General features: G+C 40.4%; 15 protein-coding genes. 12 read left to right on the forward strand and 3 right to left on the reverse strand.

Annotation, left to right across the window (positions count from 1 at the left end; all coding sequences use genetic code 11):
- Positions 1 to 6 precede the first annotated feature (6 nt).
- The 5 genes from BLU33_RS10295 (at position 7) to BLU33_RS10315 (ending at position 6,075) form a co-directional block, all read left to right on the forward strand.
- A complete protein-coding gene (locus BLU33_RS10295; RefSeq protein WP_091372005.1) occupies positions 7 to 573 on the forward strand; it encodes a K(+)-transporting ATPase subunit C in 567 nt (188 codons plus the stop codon).
- An 89-nt stretch (positions 574 to 662) separates the two neighbouring features.
- Positions 663 to 1,721, forward strand: a complete 1,059-nt coding sequence (locus BLU33_RS10300; protein ID WP_091372007.1) for a porin — start codon at positions 663 to 665, stop codon at positions 1,719 to 1,721.
- A 155-nt stretch (positions 1,722 to 1,876) separates the two neighbouring features.
- The gene (locus BLU33_RS10305; protein WP_091372010.1) at positions 1,877 to 3,010 is read left to right on the forward strand and encodes a sensor protein KdpD; all 1,134 of its coding nucleotides are present in this window, start codon (positions 1,877 to 1,879) and stop codon (positions 3,008 to 3,010) included.
- Between the two features lie 5 nt (positions 3,011 to 3,015).
- A complete protein-coding gene (locus BLU33_RS10310) occupies positions 3,016 to 4,713 on the forward strand; it encodes an ATP-binding protein (RefSeq protein WP_091372013.1) in 1,698 nt (565 codons plus the stop codon).
- A gap of 9 nt (positions 4,714 to 4,722) precedes the next feature.
- Positions 4,723 to 6,075: a sigma-54-dependent transcriptional regulator gene (locus BLU33_RS10315; RefSeq protein ID WP_091372016.1), complete on the forward strand. Its 1,353-nt coding sequence runs from the start codon at positions 4,723 to 4,725 to the stop codon at positions 6,073 to 6,075.
- A gap of 817 nt (positions 6,076 to 6,892) precedes the next feature.
- Here BLU33_RS10315 and BLU33_RS10320 read toward each other — a convergent pair.
- Positions 6,893 to 9,382 (reverse strand): SUMF1/EgtB/PvdO family nonheme iron enzyme, encoded by a 2,490-nt coding sequence (locus tag BLU33_RS10320; RefSeq protein ID WP_091372019.1) that lies wholly within the window; start codon positions 9,380 to 9,382, stop codon positions 6,893 to 6,895.
- A gap of 67 nt (positions 9,383 to 9,449) precedes the next feature.
- Positions 9,450 to 10,235, reverse strand: coding sequence for a glycoside hydrolase family 16 protein (locus BLU33_RS10325; protein ID WP_091372022.1), 786 nt, complete (start codon positions 10,233 to 10,235; stop codon positions 9,450 to 9,452).
- Positions 10,236 to 10,755: 520 nt separating this feature from the next.
- Here BLU33_RS10325 and BLU33_RS10335 point away from each other — a divergent pair.
- The 4 genes from BLU33_RS10335 to BLU33_RS10350 all read left to right on the forward strand — a co-directional run bounded on the left by BLU33_RS10335 (position 10,756) and on the right by BLU33_RS10350 (position 15,003).
- Entirely contained in the window at positions 10,756 to 11,781 is a 1,026-nt protein-coding gene (locus tag BLU33_RS10335) for an LLM class flavin-dependent oxidoreductase (protein ID WP_091372028.1), read from the forward strand.
- A gap of 638 nt (positions 11,782 to 12,419) precedes the next feature.
- Complete coding sequence (locus BLU33_RS10340; protein WP_091372031.1) at positions 12,420 to 12,650, forward strand: RNA polymerase sigma factor; 231 nt, start codon at positions 12,420 to 12,422, stop codon at positions 12,648 to 12,650.
- A gap of 437 nt (positions 12,651 to 13,087) precedes the next feature.
- Positions 13,088 to 13,678 carry an RNA polymerase sigma factor gene (locus BLU33_RS10345; RefSeq protein WP_157682109.1) on the forward strand — a complete coding sequence of 197 codons (591 nt, stop codon included), beginning with the start codon at positions 13,088 to 13,090 and terminating at the stop codon, positions 13,676 to 13,678.
- 149 nt (positions 13,679 to 13,827) lie between these two features.
- The gene (locus tag BLU33_RS10350) at positions 13,828 to 15,003 is read left to right on the forward strand and encodes a FecR family protein (RefSeq protein ID WP_091372037.1); all 1,176 of its coding nucleotides are present in this window, start codon (positions 13,828 to 13,830) and stop codon (positions 15,001 to 15,003) included.
- Positions 15,004 to 15,044: 41 nt separating this feature from the next.
- Here BLU33_RS10350 and BLU33_RS25580 read toward each other — a convergent pair whose 3' ends face one another.
- Complete coding sequence (locus BLU33_RS25580) at positions 15,045 to 15,176, reverse strand: hypothetical protein (protein WP_262493833.1); 132 nt, start codon at positions 15,174 to 15,176, stop codon at positions 15,045 to 15,047.
- A 110-nt stretch (positions 15,177 to 15,286) separates the two neighbouring features.
- Between BLU33_RS25580 and BLU33_RS10355 the strand changes: the two genes are divergently transcribed.
- The 3 genes from BLU33_RS10355 (at position 15,287) to BLU33_RS10365 (ending at position 21,496) form a co-directional block, all read left to right on the forward strand.
- The gene (locus BLU33_RS10355) at positions 15,287 to 18,601 is read left to right on the forward strand and encodes a TonB-dependent receptor (RefSeq protein WP_157682110.1); all 3,315 of its coding nucleotides are present in this window, start codon (positions 15,287 to 15,289) and stop codon (positions 18,599 to 18,601) included.
- Between the two features lie 31 nt (positions 18,602 to 18,632).
- Positions 18,633 to 20,534 carry a RagB/SusD family nutrient uptake outer membrane protein gene (locus tag BLU33_RS10360; protein ID WP_091372043.1) on the forward strand — a complete coding sequence of 634 codons (1,902 nt, stop codon included), beginning with the start codon at positions 18,633 to 18,635 and terminating at the stop codon, positions 20,532 to 20,534.
- Positions 20,535 to 20,617: 83 nt separating this feature from the next.
- The gene (locus BLU33_RS10365; protein WP_091372046.1) at positions 20,618 to 21,496 is read left to right on the forward strand and encodes a DUF5018-related domain-containing protein; all 879 of its coding nucleotides are present in this window, start codon (positions 20,618 to 20,620) and stop codon (positions 21,494 to 21,496) included.
- The last annotated feature ends 42 nt before the right edge of the window (positions 21,497 to 21,538 follow it).

Consider the following 21,538-nt stretch of genomic DNA (forward strand, 5'->3'; position numbering starts at 1 on the left):
GAAATCATGAAAACTTATTTATTGCCATCTATAAAATTAACCGTCATCCTGTTGGTGATCCTGGGAGGGATCTATCCACTGGCTATTGCCGCTGTAGGAAGGTTCTCACCTGGGCATGGTGATGGAGAAACCATCAGTTATAAGGGACACGTAGTGGGCTATGCGAACATCGGTCAAAAGTTCACTAAGGACGAATACTTCTGGTCACGCCCCTCAGCTGTTGATTATCATGCCGACGGTTCCGGCGGATCAAACAAAGGGCCTACAAATCCTGACTATCTAAAGGATGTGAATGCCAAAATCGATACATTTTTAAAGCACAACCCAGGTATAACCCGTGCACAGATACCTGCCGAACTGGTTACCGCTTCGGGCAGTGGTCTTGATCCTGACCTATCACCCGCCGGTGCAAAAATTCAGGTTGCACGCATAGCTCGTATACGCGGTATTCCAGCCGAGAAGATCAATGCTATTATTGAAGCTACAACCGAACAACCTTTATTGGGCATGTTTGGCCCGGCCGAAGTAAACGTGCTGAAACTAAATGTGGCACTTGATGAATTGAAAAAATAAACCACCAAATCACTCCGGCAAAAAATTTTATTGACGGAGTGATCATTAGAGAAATTCAATCCCAAAAACAACTATAATATAATCGTATAATGAATAAAAAATTAATATTGCTTGCCTTTTTTGCTGCTGCCGCATGTACCGCTAAAGCTGCTGTAAATAATTTGGATACTACTAAAATGGCCGGAGATCCGCCTTTGACCATATCGGGTTCTGTAGATGCCTACTATAAATATGATTTTTCGGGTCATAAGAATATACCTACCAGCTTTGCCAATAACCAAAACTCTATTTCTATCGGTATGATAGACCTGGGTTTAAAGAAAAAAGTTGGCAACGTCTCCTTTGTAGGCGAAGTATCGTTCGGCCCCCGCAGTGATCAATCACTCCCAACCGCGAATACAAATTATCACATCCAGAATTTATATGTTTCATATGATGTAACAGATAAATTGAACCTGACAGGTGGCTATATGGCAACCTTTATTGGGTATGAAGTCATCAGCCCGGCTGGTAACTTTAATTACTCCACATCCTATCTGTTCACTAACGGCCCGTTCCAGAATGCGGGTGTTAAGGCAACTTATGCTTTTTCTGATAAGGTAAGTTTGATGGCAGGTATTTTTAATGATGAATGGAATGTTTACCAGTCGGCTCATAATGTAGATGCCTTTGGCGCACAATTATTTCTGGCGCCTGCAAAAGGGTGGACGGCCTATATTAACCTGCTTACAGCCAATAACAGTACACCAACATCAGGTACAGAAATTGATTTAACAACCGCTTACCAAATTACAAATGCTTTTAAATTGGGATTGAACGCAGCAGACTACTCAGCAACCGATGGGGCCGGAACAGGTGGCTTTGAAGGAGTAGCCTTATATCCGCAATTAGCAGTATCAAAAATGGTTACTTTAGGATTAAGGTGTGAGTATTTCAAAAACAAGGCAGGTACTTACCAGTCGGCTGGGCCAGCTGCCGGTGAATCAGTAACTGGGTTAACATTAACGGCCAATATTAAGGCTGGCCCTTTAACTTTAATTCCGGAAGTGAGACTGGATAATGGATCAAAAGATATGTTTATGGATAGCAATGCCGCGGCTATTAAATCTGCATCGCAATTTGTATTAGCGGCTGTTTATGCTTTCTAACATAAGTATTGAATGATAAGCATGTGCTTACACTATAGGTTTGTTGGTTGGTGAGTTAGTCAAGCCGGTTAAAGTTCATGCAAAAGGGGATGTAAAAGCGTCCCCTTTTATAGGTTTTTAAAAAAATGAGTTTAATAAGGCATTACAGCAATTAAATGATAGAGGAAGAAAAGAAAGAGCAGTCGGTTGAGCATTTTATGGAACTGATCAAACGCTCCAGGCGCGGCAAGTTTAAGATCTATATCGGCATGAGTGCAGGTGTGGGGAAAACCTATCGTATGCTACAGGAAGCACATGCTTTAATGCGCAATGGTATAGATGTGAAGATCGGTTATATTGAAACCCATATGCGTAAGGAAACACAAGACCTGATAGAGGGGCTTCCGGTTATACCGCGCCGTGATCTGTTTTATAAAGGAAAGCAGTTACAGGAAATGGACTTACAAGCTATTTTATCATTACGCCCCGAGATTGTTATTGTGGATGAATTGGCTCATACCAATATAGAGGGCAGTAAAAATGAAAAACGCTGGCAGGATGTGGTGGAGATTCTGGATGCCGGGATTAACGTGATCAGCGCCATGAATATCCAGCATATTGAGAGCCTGTATGAAGACGTAAAATGCATTACCGGTATTGAGGTGAGCGAACGGGTGCCGGATAATGTATTGCGGCAGGCCGACGAAGTAGTTAATATCGATCTGACGGCTGATGAACTGGTCGCACGTTTAAGGGATGGAAAGATATATACCAACGATAAGATAGCCTTTGCGTTGCAAAACTTCTTCCAGAGTGAAAAGATCCTGCAATTGCGTGAACTGGCGTTAAAAGAGGTGGCCACACAGTTGGAAAGAAAGATTCAAACTGAAGTGCCTGGTTTATTGCAGGCTAGGCGTGAAAGATTGATGTGCAGTATCAGTACTAATAATGAAACGGCTAAGCTCATCATCCGGAAAACAGGCCGCCTTGCTACTTATTACAATGCCAAATGGTTTGTGGTTTATATCCAGACGCCTAAAGAAAGCGCAGACCGCATTGGGTTGGCCGATCAGCGGCATCTCATCAACAATTTTAAGCTGGCTACCCAAATGGGTGCCGACGTGGTGCGCGTTAAAAGTAAGGTAGTGGCCAGTGGCATGCTCAAAGCGGTTGTTGATAAAAAGATCACTACGCTTTGTATGGGTAAACCTCACTTATCTTTGCTCAGTATTATTTTAAAGACAGCCACTTTTAATGAGCTGTTGAAAACGCTGAGCAAATTAGATGTAGATTTAGTAATATTATCATGATGAGAATGAATATTAAAACCAAACTTACGTTTGGCCTGCTTTTCCTGTTTGTCGTAATTATCTGCTTTGGGGTATTGGGTATCTACTACGTTAACCGCTTGAGCAACGATGCCAGTAAGATATTAAAAGACAACCAGATCAGTGTGGAGTATTGCAGCCAGATGCTTAAAGCACTTGATGAAATACCCGGGGATTCCTCAAAGATTGCTATTTTTGAAAAAAACCTTAAACTGGAAGAAAACAACATCACTGAGCCGGGTGAATTCGAGGCAACAGCAGAAGTGCGGTACCTATTTGAGCAGTTAAAAAAAGATCCCGCTGGCTTCGATAAAATCCGGGAGATGCACAAAGCCATTTTTAAGATTGATGATGTTAATGAAATCGCTATTATTCATAAAAATGCACGTGCTTCTCATTATGCCACACAGGCTACGCTGTGGCTTACCGGTATTGTAACTGTTTTAAGTTTAGTAGCTTTTACTTTTGTAATTAACTTTCCTTCGGTAATTGCAAAGCCTATCCGGGAGCTAACAGAAGGGATCAAAGAAATCGCCAACAAAAATTACAGTAAACGAATACATCTGGAACAAAAAGATGAATTTGGTACGCTTGCTGATACATTTAATACAATGGCCGGGAAACTGGATGAATACGAACACAGCAACCTGGCGGAGATCAAGGCTGAAAAGGGCAGGATCGAGGCGATCATCAATAAAATGAATGACGGCATCATCGGGCTGAATGATAAAAACGAGATCCTGTTTTTTAATTCCGCTGCAGAAAGTCTTTTTGGGCTAAAGGAAAAGGATATTATAGGGTTTTACGCGGCCGATATTGCGATTCAGAATGATTTGCTCCGTACAGTTCTGCAAAATGAAACCAGCAAGCAGCTCAAAATATTTTTAGATAATAAGGAAAGCTTTTTTGTGCAGGAATCTATCCTGATACAGGCCGATAATGTTGTTGGCGGGCGGGTGATCATCTTACGGAACATCACACCGTTTAAAGAGCTGGATGCCGCTAAAACCAATTTTATTGCCACTATATCGCATGAGTTGAAAATTCCTTTATTCGCCATCAACATGAGTACCCAATTATTGGAAGATAAGCGAATGGGAGAGATGAACAAAGATCAAACGGAGGTATTGGGAGCGATAAAAGCCAACGCGGAACGTTTATTAAAAATTACCGGTGAACTGTTGAATATGTCGCAAATAGAAACAGGGCGGATACAGTTAAAGATAGAACCTGTAATGCCCGAAGTAATGGTATTACGAGCTATGCAGGCCGTTCAGCAACAAGCGGCTCAGTTTGGTGTGTCATTGCAGGAAAATATAGAAAAGGATTTACCACTTGTTGATCTAGATGAAGAAAAGACGGTTTGGGTGCTGATTAATTTCTTAAATAATGCCATTAAATATTCTTCAGAAAATGGAACGGTTGAAGTATGTGTAAAGAGAGAAAAGGAAATCATACAATTTTGGGTAGCTGATCACGGTAAAGGAATTGAAGAGCAGTATGTGGATCGTGTATTCGATAAATATTTTCAGGTTCCGGGAACAACGGAAAGATCGGGTACAGGATTGGGATTATCGATATCCAAAGAATTTATTGAAGCACAAGGCGGGAAAATATGGGTAAACAGCAATTACGGCGAAGGCAGTACCTTTGGCTTTAACATTTTAGTTAACCCGCTAACATAAAATAAGTGTATGACGATAGCAAATATATTATTGGTTGAAGATGAGCATGATGTTAGGCTGCTGTTAAAGCGGGTGCTTTCCCTGGAGGGCTTTGTAGTTTTTGAGGCCGAAAGCATAAAAGAAGCATCGAAACAATTGAACCATGAAAGTATAGACGTGGTATTATGTGATGTTAAATTGCCCGATGGTAATGGGGTGGAATTTATCAGTAAGATTAAAGCAACTCATCCTTATATTGAGATAATTGTGTTGACCGCTTATGGAAATATACCCGACAGTGTACAGGCAATCAAAAATGGTGCTTTTGACTATATTACCAAAGCCAATGATAACCAGCGTATTCTGCCCTTGCTATACCGGGCCCTGGAAAAAGTAAAATTGGAAAAAAGGGTGGCCCAACTGGAGAAGCAAGCTGCAGAACGCTATGCCAATTTCGATTCTATCATAGGGAATTCGTTGGGTATTACACAAGCTAAAACGCTTGCTGAATTGGCAGCGCCAACAGATGCGCCGGTATTACTTTTGGGTGAAACGGGCACTGGAAAAGAAGTCTTTGCCCAGGCAATCCACTCGGCAAGTAAAAGAAATACCAAAACCTTTCTTGGATTAAATTGCAGTGCATTTGGGAAGGATATTTTGGAAAGTGAGCTTTTCGGCCATAAGGCTGGTGCTTTTACCGGAGCCAATAAAGACAAAAAAGGATTGATTGAGGAAGCCAATGAAGGTACTTTATTTTTAGATGAAATTGGTGAGATGCCTTTGGATTTACAGGCGAAGCTGTTGCGGGTATTGGAAACCAGTGAATTTATCAAAGTTGGAGATACCAAGCAGGTTAAGGTCAATATCAGGATCATCGCAGCAACAAACCGCGATATTCAGCAGGAAATCAGTAACGGAAAATTCAGGGAAGACTTGTTTTACCGGTTGAACCTAGTCACTATAAGCCTGCCACCGTTAAGAGAACGGCAGGATGATATTCCCTTATTGGCCGAATATTTCTTAAAAAAACTCACACAGGATGCTTATCAGCAGGTAAAGGGCATGACAAATGCTTTTGTAGAACGGTTACAAAAAAATGAATGGCGGGGAAATATCCGTGAGCTAAGAAATGTAATTGAACGGTCGTTGATAGTTTGCCAGAGTAGTGAATTAAGTGTAGATAATTTGCCGGTTGAATTACAGTATCATACATCGTTAAAATCAAACACATTATCTGCATTTGACCTTTCGAGTGTTGAACGCTTACATATACATCGTGTATTGCAATATACAAAATGGAATAAAACTCAAGCTGCCAAATTATTAAACATCAGTTCAGCTACACTTTATAGAAAAATTGAGGAATATAAGATAGAGGAATAAAGAATAAAATCTAATTAAATCGAGTAATTAAACTAAAAATGCTTACAAAGCTGACTGCGTGAAACACCAACAATAAAATTAAATAGCAATCGCCATAGTTAGGATAGTATCTTTAAATCCTTTAAAAAAATGGTTCGAGAAGCTACCTCGAACCTATGCCTGTCTATTCAATTTCAATCAATTCGGGATGATCAAAGATTGCCGTATTTAATATTTGAATTTCAATGCAATGTTTTATATTTTCCAAAGCCTTATAATCTTTTAGTACCTGGTTAGAGCCTAGTTTTATGCACTTCCAATAAGAAATCGCATCAAACAAGCATTAAAAAATTTAAACTGAAAATGATGCCAAAACATTGTAAATGGATAAATAAATTGTGATTCAAAGTAAAAATCGGATAAACGTTTTAAGCAAGAAAAACCGTTAATGAGCCCTGATTTTTAGAAATTGAAAAGGGTTCCACAAGAATTTAATGGATTTAAGACGCTATTATAATTGTAAACCAAGTCATCCTACATGGTTTTTTCCTTTGATGTAAGTAATATTGATTAATGAAAAATGCCTTATATAACGTATTCAAGGCTAATATCACAATACTAAGTTAGCCAATAACCTCAAATCATGGAGGAAAAGGTTCGAAATTTGTACAGTCAGAGCGACGCACGAAACAAAAACCGCCCTTAAATCTCTTTAAAGGCAGTTTTTGTTTTTTAGGCCATTTTTCTCAAATATTAACCTCTGTAGATCAGTAAATTATTGGTTCGAAGTCCTGACACCTCTGTCATTGAGTAGCGTAATAGTGGGACATCAAATAAACTAATGAACACATTCCGAAAAGTCCGGTTCGATACTAATATTAGAAATCAGGACCTGACCACCAATGTTTTTACTGAAAAATAATTCGGCCTGGTTGCCACTGATGGGGGTATTCCCCGTATTTAGAACCGCATTTACTTTAATCCAGGCAGCTTTAGCGATCGTGCCGGTGTCAAAACTGCCCGAAGCAATAACTTTACGAGTGACCACATCACGTATCCCATAGCTAAGTACGGCACCGCTGCCTGTCGTAATATTTGTAGCAGTTGTTGGCAGGTTTCTGCGTGCTATGTAAAATTGCAACACGTAACACTGACCGGCTGCCAGATCAACTGGCTGTAATTTATCATCGCTTAAGGGCTGTGAAATAACATTTACGATAGTTCCGGCATTAATTGTTGAAAGGAAAGCGCATTGTGCCGATGATCCGGCACCTGTACTCCCTGAGATAGGGCCGTCTGTATTTTTGGCCGGATTCATTACGCCCGCGGTATTAGCTATGATCCATCCGGAAGGTGCTATTATTTGTGACGGGCTGGCTGTTACAACAGGCGACTCGAACTTGCCGTTTTTCACAGTTACTGTACTTGCGGCTTTCGGTAACTCATACGGCGTTTGCAGCCATGCCTGGTTAAAGCTATAATAAACCCCGCTCGAAACAACATGTATAATACCATCGGGTGTTTGTACGCCTGCAAGATATCCTGCCGGTTCGGCATTATAAGGCCCGGTAGTAAAATCCCCGGTATTGCCATAACCTTTCAATGATCTGGTAGCGCCGTCGGTCAATAACTTCATTATCGGCCAGGTTTGGCCGCCATCGTAACTTAAGGCGGCAAACATACCACTGCCATTATAACTTTTGCCACCCTTATTGCTGAATGCCATGCCATTAGTCGCAAACGATACCAATAAAAGCGCGCCGGAGCTGAGTTGTTTGCATATAGCCCGCTGCCCTCCGCTGATTGCCGGAAATGGTGAAGCCGAATACCTCCAGGTTATCCCATTATCGGTGGAAAGACTTTGGGGCATCATGCCATTAATATTATCCTGCCTCCCATAGGCTATGATAATATGAACCCCATTACGTATTGTTTCAATTACAGCAGCGTGTATTCCGGCTATCATGTGTCCGGTACCACCCTGTACAAAAGCAGGTGTTGGTAAATTTGCGCCGCGGTCGGTCCAAGTTAGGCCATTGTCATCGCTATAGTGAATGGCTGTCCCGCCGCCATTTGCTGGGGTAGCGTCGCAAGCTACGATCAGCCGACCGCTTGCGGTGCGAAAGCCACTGATAACCTGATTACGGAAACCATGCGTGGTATTAATAGGCCGGGGGGTGCTCCAGTTAACACCGTTATCGGTGCTGGTTTGGAAACAATTTGCCAGGTTATCATAGTTTCCGTCGGCCCCAAAGCTCTGAAAATGATAGAGGGTACCATTATCATTAAAAAGTCCCGCACCGGTTTCATTGCGGGATGGGGTATCATAAAAAAGCGCAGGCTTGTCCCATGTTTTTGCACCTTTGCGCAGGCGACATGACAGCACCGTCATTTCGCGGCCTGTTTCGCTTACGCAGGAGAAAAAGATAGCCAGTAGATCGCCATTGGGGCAATAAGTAATCGCCGGCTCATGATCATGGCTGTAAAACGGACCTCTAAGTGGTGATGGTAGTGTAAAATATTGTTGAGGCGTTGAAAAATACGGCATAGTTGATGGTACCTGCAGCTGAAAATCAGCCTCCGTTTGGGATACGTTCTTGGCCCATTCAGGTTTTTCGTCAGCAGAGGTCATATAAGGCGTTTTTAACTTTTGCCCGATAATCAGGCGAAAGCCAATGCAAGGGTTAATATCCCAGGGCAGGCTGCCCATGCGCACAGTCGGATCTGAGTAACCGGGGTACGCATTATAATCGTTGCCGCGGCTCACCCTGAATACACCTTTGGCACTTCCGACAGGATCAGTTTGTGCGTTGCCCGTGTATGGCCCATACCAATCGCTGGTCCATTCCTCTGCCCCGGATTGCATCATATCAAGAGCAAGTTTTCCAGCGTTATCTGCCGCATATTCCCATTCGGCTTCAGTTGGCAGCCGGTAAACCATACCTGGCTGCGCAGGTGGATAGTTTTTATTCAGCCATGCTATAAACTTCTCCGCCTGCTCCCATGAAATATTGACGGCAGGCTCGTTATCGCCACTAACAGCTTTATTAGTACTGCGGATGTGTGAGGGTTGAAAGCGTTCGAATTGTGCATTAGTTACTTCGGCAGTTGCCATATAATAGTTCTGGCTAATGGTAACCTTGTGCTGCGGTGCGCTATCCCAAAAAACACCGTTTGGATAGGCTGTTGCCTTACCCATGTTAAAACTAATACCGCCTTGTATTTGATGAAATTTGATACCCATAGCATTTGTATAGGTAGCCTGGCCCGAAACAGCCCCGGAAGAGAATATGAGTGCCGCAAGTGTAAATATTTTATGTAACTGCATATTATGTTATGAACTGATGAAGCTATTAATTGTTCCTGCTATTTCAACGGATATACGTGCACATATTTTACCCAACCGGATTAGTCGGAATCTTGCCTGCAAAATCCGCCAAAGCAGTTGAGAGACGTATAGTTGCATCTCCCTTAATGGAATCCACAATATCCATTACTGCCACCGCCTCTCCGTCGACAGCAAACACCAGTGATTGCTGCGTCCATAAGACTGCATAATCATGATAGCCGTAAGATAAGTTATCGGTAAACAACTGGCCAAAACCAACCGCCTGGTGAACGGGTTTCCGGTGGTGCAAGGTCATGTGCGAATAGTTGGGATATTTTACTTCTGTAATATCAATTTCAAACGAATCGTCGGTAGTAAGCCAAAATGCGTTATTTATGCCTGCACCGTGCGCTGCCTTCATCCGGCATTCAAAATAACCATAGTGCTGCTTGAAGTTACTGTAAACATAGCCCGTTGACCAGGCTGCTTTGTGCCCTGTTACTGCTAATGTTTCCAGTATAAGCCCGTTACCATTTAAGGTTACACTTGCAGGTATGCGACATGATTTCAGTGTCGAATTATCATCTGATTGAATCGCCCAGTCCGAAGCCAATTCAGTCGGACCGCCAAAGTTGGCGAAAAAAAACGCAGGGATTTTTCCTGAACGGTATAAAGTAATGGAGACTTTATCAGCTGCGGCTACGGGTCGCCGCCGGCCAAAGGGTTGGTCGGGATTGTCCCAGGTTGCCGCGCCTAGTAAAGTAACCGGCTTGTTAACAGGCGAAGTGCTTTGCGCCCATATCGCGGCATTAAAACATAACGTGATAAAAAACAAGGTGACAGCTCTTTTCATAATACAACTAATGGTCTCTTTATTAATATATTGTATGACAGATTTTGGCTAATAAGGTTTAGAAATAAGAAATTTTATGGAGATAATAAAAACTGAGTCTTTAATGATGATAAAAAGATATGATTTTGATTATTCATTATCGGCACTTCTAATTAGAACTCGCATAAAACAAGCATTAAAAAATTTAGTGCCAACAAATCAGCCGCAACTACTAAGGCTACGACTACTGCAAAGTCAGCTACGACTACAGCTAAAACTGATGCAAAGTCAGCCTCCACTACCGGGAAATCTGATGCAAAGTATACAGTAAAAAAATCAACTAACAAAAAATAGTATACAGTGAAGGGAAACCACAAGAGCCGGACTGCAAAACCTGTCGTTTAAGTGCAGAATTGAAGCGTCTAAAAGAGGTTTAAATCGACAATAGTATTGCGGTTATTTTTGAAAGTAATAAAATTGGTAAAATTTAGTGTGCGTCTACCTCGTAAAACTGCTATATTTAGATGTTTAAACAATTAATATGGAAGTAGGGATTGACAGCTTCGCCTCGGCCATGTACGGCAGTAAGGAACTGAGCAGCGTAGACGCGATGGAACAATTGCTGGATAGAATTGAAGCGGCTGACCATGCCGGGTTGGACGTTTTCGGCATAGGCGAACACCATAAAAAAGAGTTCCTGGATTCTGCGACAGCTGTTATCCTGGCCGCCGCTGCAGCACGCACCAAACGGATCCGCCTGACCAGCGCCGTTACCGTTTTAAGCGCCGCCGACCCGGTGAGGGTCTATCAAAGCTTTGCCACACTCGACCTGATCTCCAAAGGCCGGGCCGAATTGGTGGTTGGCCGTGGCTCATCTATTGAGGCTTACCCGCTTTTCGGTTTTAACCTGAATGATTATGATGCGCTTTTTAAAGAGAAGCTGGACCTGTTATTGAAAATACGCGACAATGAATTTATTACGTGGCAGGGCAGATTCCGTGCGCCTTTAGACAACCTGCCGGTTTATCCCAGGCCCTTACAGGAAAAATTACCCATTTGGTTAGGCGTAGGTGGTACGCCCGAATCATTTGCCAGGGCTGGAACTTTAGGTTTACCCCTGATGGTTGCTGTCATCGGTGGCGAAACGCATCGTTTCAGGCCGCTGGTCGACCTATATCGCGAAGCCGGGAAACGAGCCGGGTTCACGCCCGAACAATTGAAAGTCGGCTTACATTCTCCCGGCTATGTGGCAACGACTAATGAACAAGCTATCAGCGATTATTATCCGGGCTATGCGGAGCTTTGGACGAAATTAGGTAGAGAAAGAGGATGGCCCCCGGTAACCAGGCCCCAGTTTGACAGCCTGACCGCTCCCAAAGGTGTGCTGGTTGTTGGCGGACCGGAGCAGGTTGCTGAAAAACTATTGCGCCATAGCGAAGCGCTAGGCGGCGTTGACCGGTTCACTTTCCAAATGGATAATGCAGGTCTCTCTCATAAGCAACTCTTAAAATCTATTGAGTTGATCGGTGAACGGGTGATACCGCTGGTCAACGTTCAAACAAACTGAAGTGGCCCTTAACGAATTGCGAATCCATAAATCACTTCCATGATCAGGTAATTTTGGAAGTCCGTTGATTCCGGCCATGCGCTGACAAAAATTGGATCTTTCAACAAAACTTGCCGTTAATTTTAGCCTAATCTTTGTGCTGTTAAATACACCAACATGGAAAATTCTAAGAAAGATACCTGGGTGGAGAGTCCGCAGGCAGTGACCATACAATGCCGTGCCCTACGTTCTTTTCATCTTGTAATTTAACTTTCAAAATGGACTTGAGTGCCAGGTAGCAGGGATGATCACAATACTGCAGAATACATTGGTTGATTTTTCGGCATGAGTGATCAATGGTCTCCTGTGCTACAGGCAAACAAACGTTTGCGTAAAAATGGATGGCCGACATCTTAATATTTAATTAAAAATCAGCACTTTAAAGGGGAGGGGATATTTGCATGTACCCATTGCCGGTGTTTTTTATTTTTAAAAAGCAATTTTCCTCTAATACATCAGAAATACTTAAGCATATAGCAGGTAAAGCGCAAATGAATTTAAAACAATCGTTTGTGTAATCATAAAGGTTACAAGTACATCTATTTTGTAATAATTTCAATTTTTTAAATAAATACCAAATTTAATATTGCTTTTACAGTATGCTGCAAAATGGCCAAACGGATAATGAAAAAGCACTTTTGGGGCAAATAGCTGCGGGCAATCAAAAATCATTTGCTATTATTTTCGCACATTATTCAAAAATTATATTTCCTTTCGCTTTAAAACTTACCCGGTCAAATGGTTTGGCAGAAGAAATATTGCAGGAAGTTTTCTTAAAGATCTGGATCAATCGGGAAAACCTGGTAAGTATTGAAAATTTTGGGACATAGAATATTTTATTTGTTTAAGTATTTATAATAAAATAATCATTGTAAAATAAGTTGATTTGTTTGTAGATAAATGTTGTATAATTATTTGATTAACAGACATTTTTTTAAAAAAAAAAATTAGAATTAAATATTTAAATAATATGTTTGTACATAATTATATTAAAACCTAATAATCTTTTTTAATTATGCAAAATATCCTGACTTGTAGGTTGTTATTTAATAATTCATATGTATATACATTATAATAAATTATATGATTTCTAATCTATCAAATAAGCAAAATTTTTATGCTGTACCTGCGAAATTGCAGTTGCGCAAATCTTCACATGTAGCTGTACTTTTATCCAATATTGCATCTCATATTGTTGATTATGTTTACCATTACCAACTAAGCCTCTTGGTTAAATAGACTCTACAGATGTATAGATTAAATGGGAATGGAAGAGTTTAGTGAATCAGAACTTGTCGCGTTATTGCAAAACGACAATGTAAAAGCGTTTGATCTGCTTTACAAAAAATATCACGCTCCAGTCTACAATAATATTCTCAAACTACTGAAAGATGCCGATGAATCAGAAAATATCCTGCAGGATCTATTTGTGACCCTTTGGGAAAAACGTGCTTCTATTGACCCTCAAAAGCCAGTAGCAAATTGGCTTTTCCAGGTGAGTTATAATAAGTCCATAACACAACTGAAAAAAAAATTAAAGCAATCTTTAGCTTTTAAATGTATTGAAGGCGATATGATGTTAGTAGATGAAAAAGATATATATTTTAAAGAAGCTAAGCTAAAAATACTTGAAGAAGCTCTTGTTAAACTATCTCCACAAAAACGAAAAGTATTTGATTTATGTAAACTCCAGGGTAAATCTTACGAAGAATGCGCCCATGAGTTAAATATTTCCAAACATACCGTTAAGGAATATTTATCTGCTGCAGTTAAAGCTGTTAAAGAATATGCTGAACAGCACCCTGTTAATGATTTGGTATTCATTTATATAATAGTGGCTTTAAAAATAATAAGGTAATTTATTATTAAAAAAACTCCAAACCATCCCCCCTTTTTCTCCTTTACGGAGTATTTAGTACATATAAACCATTATAAATTATTTTTTAGTGTTTTTGAATCACCTGAATAGTGTATTCAGATGTTTTTTAATACTAAAAAAATCAACCCATGAACGACGATAAAAAATATCTTTTGGAATTGCTTGATAAGAAAGAGTTGACTTTTTTGGAAAAAAGCTGGCTTTTAAATTATATTGAGCATACGGATCAGGATGTATTGATGAAGCTACTTGAAGATCAATTTATAAATAACTTAAATGATCCACAGCCAATAAGTTCAGAAAGAAGTATTAAGATACTGACCGACATCCACCAAAAAATACATTTGCCAAAAAAAACATCAAACGTTTTCCATTTGTGGATAAGGCGTGTGGCCGTAGCAGCATGTTTTATCGGTGTAATGACCACAGGGATACTTTATCTCATAAAAAGAAACACAGTCAACATTGCTGCCAATCATAGTAAATCAAAAACATTTTCAAATGATATAAATGCAGGGGGGGAGAAAGCGACACTTACATTAGCCAATGGGGCCAAGGTAATATTGGATGATGTGAAAAATGGTACGTTATCAAAACAGGGCAATACCAAGGTGATCAAAACAAGTGGAAAGCTGGCTTACCGCGCAAACAACAATGGTTTAATAGCTAGTGTTTATAACACCTTATCAACGCCGAGAGGTGGGCACTATCAGGTTGTTTTGCCGGATGGTAGCAAGGTTTGGCTCAATGCTGCGTCGTCCATCCGTTTCCCTACAGCTTTCACCGGTAAAGAGCGAAAGGTAGAAATCACTGGTGAAGCTTATTTTGAGGTTGCAAAGAATAAGAACTCACCATTTGTTGTAAAAATTAATAATTCTGAAGTAAGAGTTTTTGGTACTCATTTTAATGTAATGGCTTACAATGATGAGGCACTTGTTAAAACAACCTTATTAGAAGGTTCTGTACAGTTTAGTAATGGCTCGTCAAGTTGTATGCTTAAGCCCGGCGAACAGTCGGAATTAAATAAGAGTGGACAGGTTAAAGTTGTCGCAAATGTAGATGTTGATAATGCTATTGCATGGAAAAATAATTTATTTTATTTTGAAGATGCTGACATAGATGATGTTATGCGGCAGTTATCCAGATGGTACGATGTTGATGTGGTCTACAATAAAAAGGTTGACGAACGCTTTTTTGCAGAAATTCCAACTACATCTAAATTATCCGAAGTATTAAAGGCATTAGAGCTAACCGGAAAAGTAAATTTTGACATCCAGGGCAGGAAAATTATAATAAACCCTTAAATAGTACTAACCAATTAACAATTTGTAAACCTAAAAAACTATTATATGATGAAAGATATATAAAACCCACTTTTGCTGACCACGATCAGCTCTTTTTCAATATTAGCCTTAAAAATAAAACCGGAAGTGTTGGTATCACCTCCGGTAATGTTCAGGCTATACAATATTGACATGTTGCACACACTTTATTCTTAAACCCAAACAAAACAAATTTATGGAATTAATTTCGAAATGTAACCTCCTGCTTTTCAGTCGAGGTCGCCTTCTCAAAAAACTTCTGATAATGAAGCTTACTTTAATTATATTTTTAAGTTTAACGTTGAGCAGTTACGCAAACGTGCTCGCTCAAAAAGTTAATTTAAATGAAAACAACGCTTCCCTCAAGACTATATTTAGAAAAATCAAAAAGCAAACTAATTACACCTTTGTCTATACTGAAAGCGAACTAAATAAAACCGATAAGATAAGTGTACATATAGAGAACGCTTCAGTTGAAGATGCACTTAAAGCATGTTTTGAAAAGCTGCCGTTGAGTTATGCCATTTTAAACAATATGGTTATTGTGAAGGATAAACAAGAAACTCCAAAAGCGTCCAATGATCAACAACAGGCTCCTATCAACATTCATGGAACAGTAACTGATACTGCAGGTTTGGCGTTACCAGGTGTAAACGTATCTATAAAAGGCACTCCCAGGGGTGTTGTTACAGACCTTAAAGGTGAGTATACCATAAAGGCCGATGCTAATGCGATCCTGGTGTTTTCTTTTGTGGGCTATAAACCTGTTGAAATACCTGTTCAAAATCGGCTGGACATTAACGTAATTTTAAAACAAGGGACAGCCTCATTGAGTGAAGTAATTGTTGTAGCTTATGGTACTACTACAAAGAGAGCTATAAACAGTGCTGTAAGCACATTGGCTATGGGTAATGTTGCTCCTTTGCCTGTGCAATCTATTAATGATGCGGTAGCCGGAAGGATCCCTGGAGTAATTGTTACCACAACCGATGGTGCTCCGGGTACAAAGAGCCAGATCTCCATACGGGGAAATGGTACACCTTTATTTGTTATTGATGGTGTCATCCGCTTTCAAAGCGATTTTGAGAACCTTAATCCAAATGATATTGAAAATTATTCTGTTTTAAAAGATGCCGCAGCCACTTCTTTATATGGGCCATTGGGTGGTAATGGTGTAATAGTGGTTACTACAAAAAGAGGTAAAGCGGGCGAGTTGAATATCAACTATTCATACAACGCCATACTTTCACAACCAACTGTACTTCCTCAAAAATTAAGTTCGTATGACCATTTGAATGCCGTAAACCAGCTTTATCGTTCCGAAGGATTACAGCCGCCTACGCCTGACTCTATTTTGAATTATTACAAAACTCAGTCAAAACCTTTCCTTTACCCGAATACAAACTGGCAAGAAATTGCACTAAAAACATGGGCTCTTGAGCAGCGCCATGATTTCTCCATCTCGTCAGGTACTAAAGAGCTTACTTATTATGCTTCCTTATCCAATTATGATCAGGGGTCAATTTTAAAAACCGATCATAATTATAATGACCGTACTACTTATCGTTTAAATACAGTGAGTAGTTTTGATAAAATACATTTAAAGGTAACAACAAGCATAGATGGGTATGTGGAAACTAATGAAGTCCCTAATTCATCCACAGCAAATAGCTATGATGCTATATTCAGTCATATAGAAAACGCTTCCCCAACGCTTCTCGCTTATAATCAGCTTGGGTTACCTTCTGTTAATTCAGCAGCAGGTAGTCCTGCGCTTGAGTTATCTCCTTTAGCGGGGTATAGTAAAGGAACAAACCGGGTTTTCAACAGCATTTTGGGCTTTGATTATGCAGCCCCGTTTTTGGAGGGTTTGCATTTTAAGGTGACGGGGAATTATAATATGGAAAATTCTCAATCAAAAGCATGGGATGTTAGTGCACCAGCTTATGCCGATAACAGTTCAACGCCAATTTATGGTAACCCGCCAACCCTTACTGCAGGCGCCGCAGAATCAACGACCCTAATATTACAGGGGTTTGTTACTTACAACAAAACATTTGGCGACAATCATATAGATTTTACAGGTGGTTATGAGCAAACTCAGGATAAAAGCACCAATATTTATGCTACAAGGCAGCAATATCAGATCTTATTAGATCAGTTTGTTGCCGGGCCAACTGTAAATCAATTGGCTGGCGGCTCAGAAGCAGAAGATGGAAGGGCCGGATATATTGGGCGCCTGGGGTACAATTACAAATCTAAATATTTTTTAGAGGGAACTTTGCGCTATGATGGCAGTGACCTATTCCCTCCGGGTAAACAATGGGGTACTTTTTACGCCCTTTCAGGTGGTTGGATATTATCCGACGAGAAATTTATGCAGTCGTTAAAAGCTAAGCATATTTTAGATTTCTTTAAACTGCGTGGCTCATATGGCCTTACCGGTATTGAGAATGGTATTAGCAGATTTGAATACGTTTCCGGTTATAGCGTTGATGCCAATGCCTGGGTTGTAGCAGGGCAGCCGGTACAGGGTACTTCGGAGCCTGGTACATTGCCAAGTACCAATTTTTCCTGGTATAGTATCAGAAGCCGGAATATGGGCTTAGACTTTGCCTCATTAAACAATCGTCTGAGCGGTTCAATAGACTATTTCTATTCGCGTACTACAGGGTTTGTTCAAAGTAACCCAATATATTCCGCCACGCTTGGTATTGGTTTACCACCCACAAACTCGCCGGGAGCCCTTCGCAGGGAAGGTGCTGAGTTTAATTTAACATGGAACTCCCGTGTCGACCAATTTACCTATAAAGTAGGCTTAAACTTTACTTATGCAAATCAACTTTGGGAGCTAAACCCTGGCGAAAATTTTGTCTCTTTAGAAAATCCATATACAAGGATCTCCGGCTCAAGTCTATACACCTTAACACAAGGTTACCATGCTATAGGTTTTTACACCAATAACAGCCAATTGCTAAGCGGCCCGATTAGGCCAAGTTCCATTAATTTAATGCCTGGCGATCTTCAATACCAGGACACTAATGGTGACGGGAAAATTGACGCATCTGATTTTAGAAATATAGGTGCCAGTACTTTTCCTACCATCAACTTTGGTACAACTATAGATCTAGGCTATAAAGGGATATCCTTTAGTGCTGTCATCATGGGTTCTGGCAACAGGGACCGGTACATTGGTGATGCAGTACAAGGTAGTGGAACACAAGGTATATTGATCTACGGGTTTCAAGAAAATTATTGGACGCCAGCTAATCCAAATGCGCTATACCCAAGGGCCGTTTCCAATTCAGGAGTAAACGGTGGTAATAATGTCGCTACTTCCGATTTTTGGATATTAAAATCCAGGTACGTTCGGTTGAAATACTTGCAGTTAGGTTATGACCTAAAAAGAAGTTTAGTGAAAAACACGGCTTTCAAAGAGTTGAGAGTTTTTGTTTCGGGCACCAACCTTTTAACCAGTTCAAATAGTCTAAAATATTTTATTGACCCTGAGTCTGATTCTAATAATTATGGTTACCCTATTCAACGTACCATTGCTTTAGGTGTAAAAGCAAGTTTTTAATTATTTTATGAATTACTAAAATTTAAATAAAGTGAAAAAGAATATAATATTAACTGCAACGGTACTAATTGCAACTGTGTTAGTAACCGGTTCATGTAAGAAGGTTTTGGAGACGCAGCCTTATAATATAGTTAGTGAAGATGTGGTTTGGGCCAACACGGCCAATGCCGAAACTTTCATTTACTCTACGTATAATTCAATAATGAATGATTATGCCGGAGGAGGTGCGGCGAATGATAATGACGAAGGCCCGGCAACTGATTCCCGTACTAATAATACATTAGGTTTTGATGGTATATACGGAGCAAGCTCCCAGGTTTTTACCGAAACTACAAACCAGTTCTCTGATTTTGGATTTAATAACTGGGCTGAAGTTCGCCGTTGTAATCAAATCATCACACAGGTAGGGGCGTCTGCCGGTATATCCGCTTCTGATAAAGTACAACTTATTGCTGAAGGGAAATTCCTGCGTGCCATGTCATATTATAATGTAGTTAAAAGTATAGGTAGGATTGTATGGATAGACAAAGTACTAACACCAACCGACAATTTTTTATTGCCAAGTACCGCTAATCCTACTGAAACATATCAATACATTATTAAAGATCTGGAAGATGCGGTAGCGGGTTTGCCAACAACAAAAGTAGCTGGCCGGGCCAATAAATATACTGCCGCTGCAATACTTTCAGAAGTATGTTTACAAGCAATGGCTTATGAAAATTATCCTGCCGCACCAACAATAGGTGCTACGGACCCTTTGCTTACGGAAGCTATAACAAATGCCCAATTGGTTATTAGTCAGGGTGGATATGCCTTAGAATCTAATTACGGTTCTATGTTTAATGATATAAACCCTACATCAAATGAAATTATATTTGGTATTTACCAAACAGCCCTTAATACTACCTGTGATGGTACGCCAATGCAATTGATGGTTGCCAATGTGAATAATGGTACGCTTCTTCGTGGCGGGGGAACCCCGTTGTTTACCGCAGCGTTCAACGTTTTTGAAGCATGGGTACAACATGGGCCCCCTCAAAATATGGCAGATGATTACCTGTCTATAGATAAAAATAACCCAGCCATAGCATTGCCCTGGAACCAAACATCACAGTACAAGGCTGCTGTTAATGAAAACGCTGTAATACCAACAAGTTTGATCCCTCAAGCCACCGGAGAGACCTCTGTGCAACATGGTATGATAAAACCAGGAAGCACCGAAACGGTTTGGACGCTTACTAATCAAAACAGGGATGTACGCTTTAACGCTTCTATCCTGAGCGATTCTTCTTCAAGGTTTTATGGCGAGATTTTAACAACAGGCATTCAGGGTAACGCGACACGGTGGTTAAAGATCAACGGGTTTGCTTATTATGTGAGTTTAAGTAACATGTATTGGAGAAAAGGAGTTTATAATAATGTAAGCCCAAGGATATATGTTGGTGTACCTACTGATTATCATTATGTTATTACTCGTTTGGGTAGGGTTTACCTGAATTTAGCCGAAGCTTATTTGCTTAAGGGTGATGTGCCTGACGCGGTAGCGGCGCTGAACCAAACCCGTACTGTTCATGGCCAACTACCGGCCTCAACTGCTGCAACATTAACAGACGCATGGACAGATTACAAACGTGAAAGAAGAGTTGACCTGGTTTTAGAAAATGATTACTACTGGAGCTTATTGCGATGGGGTAGATATGGCGGTGCTGCCAATCATGGAAATGCACCAGGCGGTACCATTCCTGAATTAACAGAGGTTCCGAGGGTTATGGATATCAGTAAAAACCGACTAGCTTTTTCTGTGGTGCAAGGGCCATTCTTTTCATCTAACAATGTTCGTGTTTTCAATAACCAAAGGCGGTATCTAATGCCTATAGCCCAAACCTATTTAATTCAGAACCCAAAATTCGGGCCTCAAAACCCAGGATGGTAATATTTATATAAATAATTTTCGATGGATCCAGTAATAGAATTAGTAATTATTGGATTCATCATCATCATCTTAAAAAAAATGTAATGAAAAATAAAATAAATTTGAAACTGATACTTGGGATATTATTTATCTCAACGCTATTTTCATCTTGCCTTAAAGAAGGGCTGCCCAAATATCCTTTGTTTGGTGGAAATGCAATTACAAATGTATATGTACAATATCGTTATAATAGTAGTCCAAATGTTGCAGGCGGCGACTCAGTTGTTGCTATTCAAAATCTGATAGTTGCTCAAGTTATAGATACTGTAAATAATACTGTTAATATTTCATTGGCAGTACCGGCAGCTAATGGTACTTTTACTGCTGCTGTAAGAGCGAATGTTAACCTGAGTCATCTTATTATGTCTTTTGATATCTCTACTGCAGCTTCTATGGCGGCGGCTGGTAATACGCCAAAGCCGGGCTACGTTGGTGATATCTCTAAACCATTAACCTATGTAGTTACTGCGGCGAATGGTAAAAAAAGAACATGGACAGTAACTGTGGCGCCATTACCAGCCATTAATAAATACGAAGGACCCTATACATCAAATGGTTATTTCTATCATCCTTCTGATCCAAGGGCTATTACTAATTTAGTTAAGTCTGTTTTAACATCGGGGCCTAACAGTGTAATCGTTGATTTAGGAGATCTGGGATCCAGTGGTTACCAAGCCGTATTTACTATTGATCCGGCTACAAATAATGTAACCATTACGGCGGCGCCAGGCGCGGGAGGAGCTCCTTATACCATGTTTACTTCAGGTTTGCCTACAACTAATCCTGGTTACACACCACAATGGGCTGGTTCCGCAGCATGCAACAATACATATGATCCTGCTACTAAAACTTTTCATGTCCGCTATGGCTATCTGGGTAGCACAGGCTGGCGTGTAACGGAAGAAGCTATAACAATGAATTAAATTGCAAGTTCATTATTCATTTGTTATTTAACTGGCAAATGA

The sequence above is a fragment of the Mucilaginibacter mallensis genome (genome assembly GCF_900105165.1).
In the GTDB taxonomy this organism is placed as follows: Bacteria; Bacteroidota; Bacteroidia; order Sphingobacteriales; family Sphingobacteriaceae; genus Mucilaginibacter; species Mucilaginibacter mallensis.

Excerpts from the sequence above, each read along its gene's own strand:
- BLU33_RS10340 (WP_091372031.1), top strand. The coding sequence starts at position 12,420 with ATGCTGCAAAATGGCCAAACGGATAATGAAAAAGCACTTTTGGGGCAA.
- BLU33_RS10305 (WP_091372010.1), top strand. The coding sequence starts at position 1,877 with ATGATAGAGGAAGAAAAGAAAGAGCAGTCGGTTGAGCATTTTATGGAA.
- BLU33_RS10355 (WP_157682110.1), top strand. The coding sequence starts at position 15,287 with ATGAAGCTTACTTTAATTATATTTTTAAGTTTAACGTTGAGCAGTTAC.
- BLU33_RS25580 (WP_262493833.1), bottom strand. The coding sequence starts at position 15,176 with ATGTCAATATTGTATAGCCTGAACATTACCGGAGGTGATACCAACACT.
- BLU33_RS10365 (WP_091372046.1), top strand. The coding sequence starts at position 20,618 with ATGAAAAATAAAATAAATTTGAAACTGATACTTGGGATATTATTTATC.
- BLU33_RS10335 (WP_091372028.1), top strand. The coding sequence starts at position 10,756 with ATGGAAGTAGGGATTGACAGCTTCGCCTCGGCCATGTACGGCAGTAAG.
- BLU33_RS10325 (WP_091372022.1), bottom strand. The coding sequence starts at position 10,235 with ATGAAAAGAGCTGTCACCTTGTTTTTTATCACGTTATGTTTTAATGCC.
- BLU33_RS10345 (WP_157682109.1), top strand. The coding sequence starts at position 13,088 with ATGGAAGAGTTTAGTGAATCAGAACTTGTCGCGTTATTGCAAAACGAC.
- BLU33_RS10350 (WP_091372037.1), top strand. The coding sequence starts at position 13,828 with ATGAACGACGATAAAAAATATCTTTTGGAATTGCTTGATAAGAAAGAG.
- BLU33_RS10295 (WP_091372005.1), top strand. The coding sequence starts at position 7 with ATGAAAACTTATTTATTGCCATCTATAAAATTAACCGTCATCCTGTTG.
- BLU33_RS10320 (WP_091372019.1), bottom strand. The coding sequence starts at position 9,382 with ATGCAGTTACATAAAATATTTACACTTGCGGCACTCATATTCTCTTCC.
- BLU33_RS10300 (WP_091372007.1), top strand. The coding sequence starts at position 663 with ATGAATAAAAAATTAATATTGCTTGCCTTTTTTGCTGCTGCCGCATGT.
- BLU33_RS10315 (WP_091372016.1), top strand. The coding sequence starts at position 4,723 with ATGACGATAGCAAATATATTATTGGTTGAAGATGAGCATGATGTTAGG.
- BLU33_RS10310 (WP_091372013.1), top strand. The coding sequence starts at position 3,016 with ATGAATATTAAAACCAAACTTACGTTTGGCCTGCTTTTCCTGTTTGTC.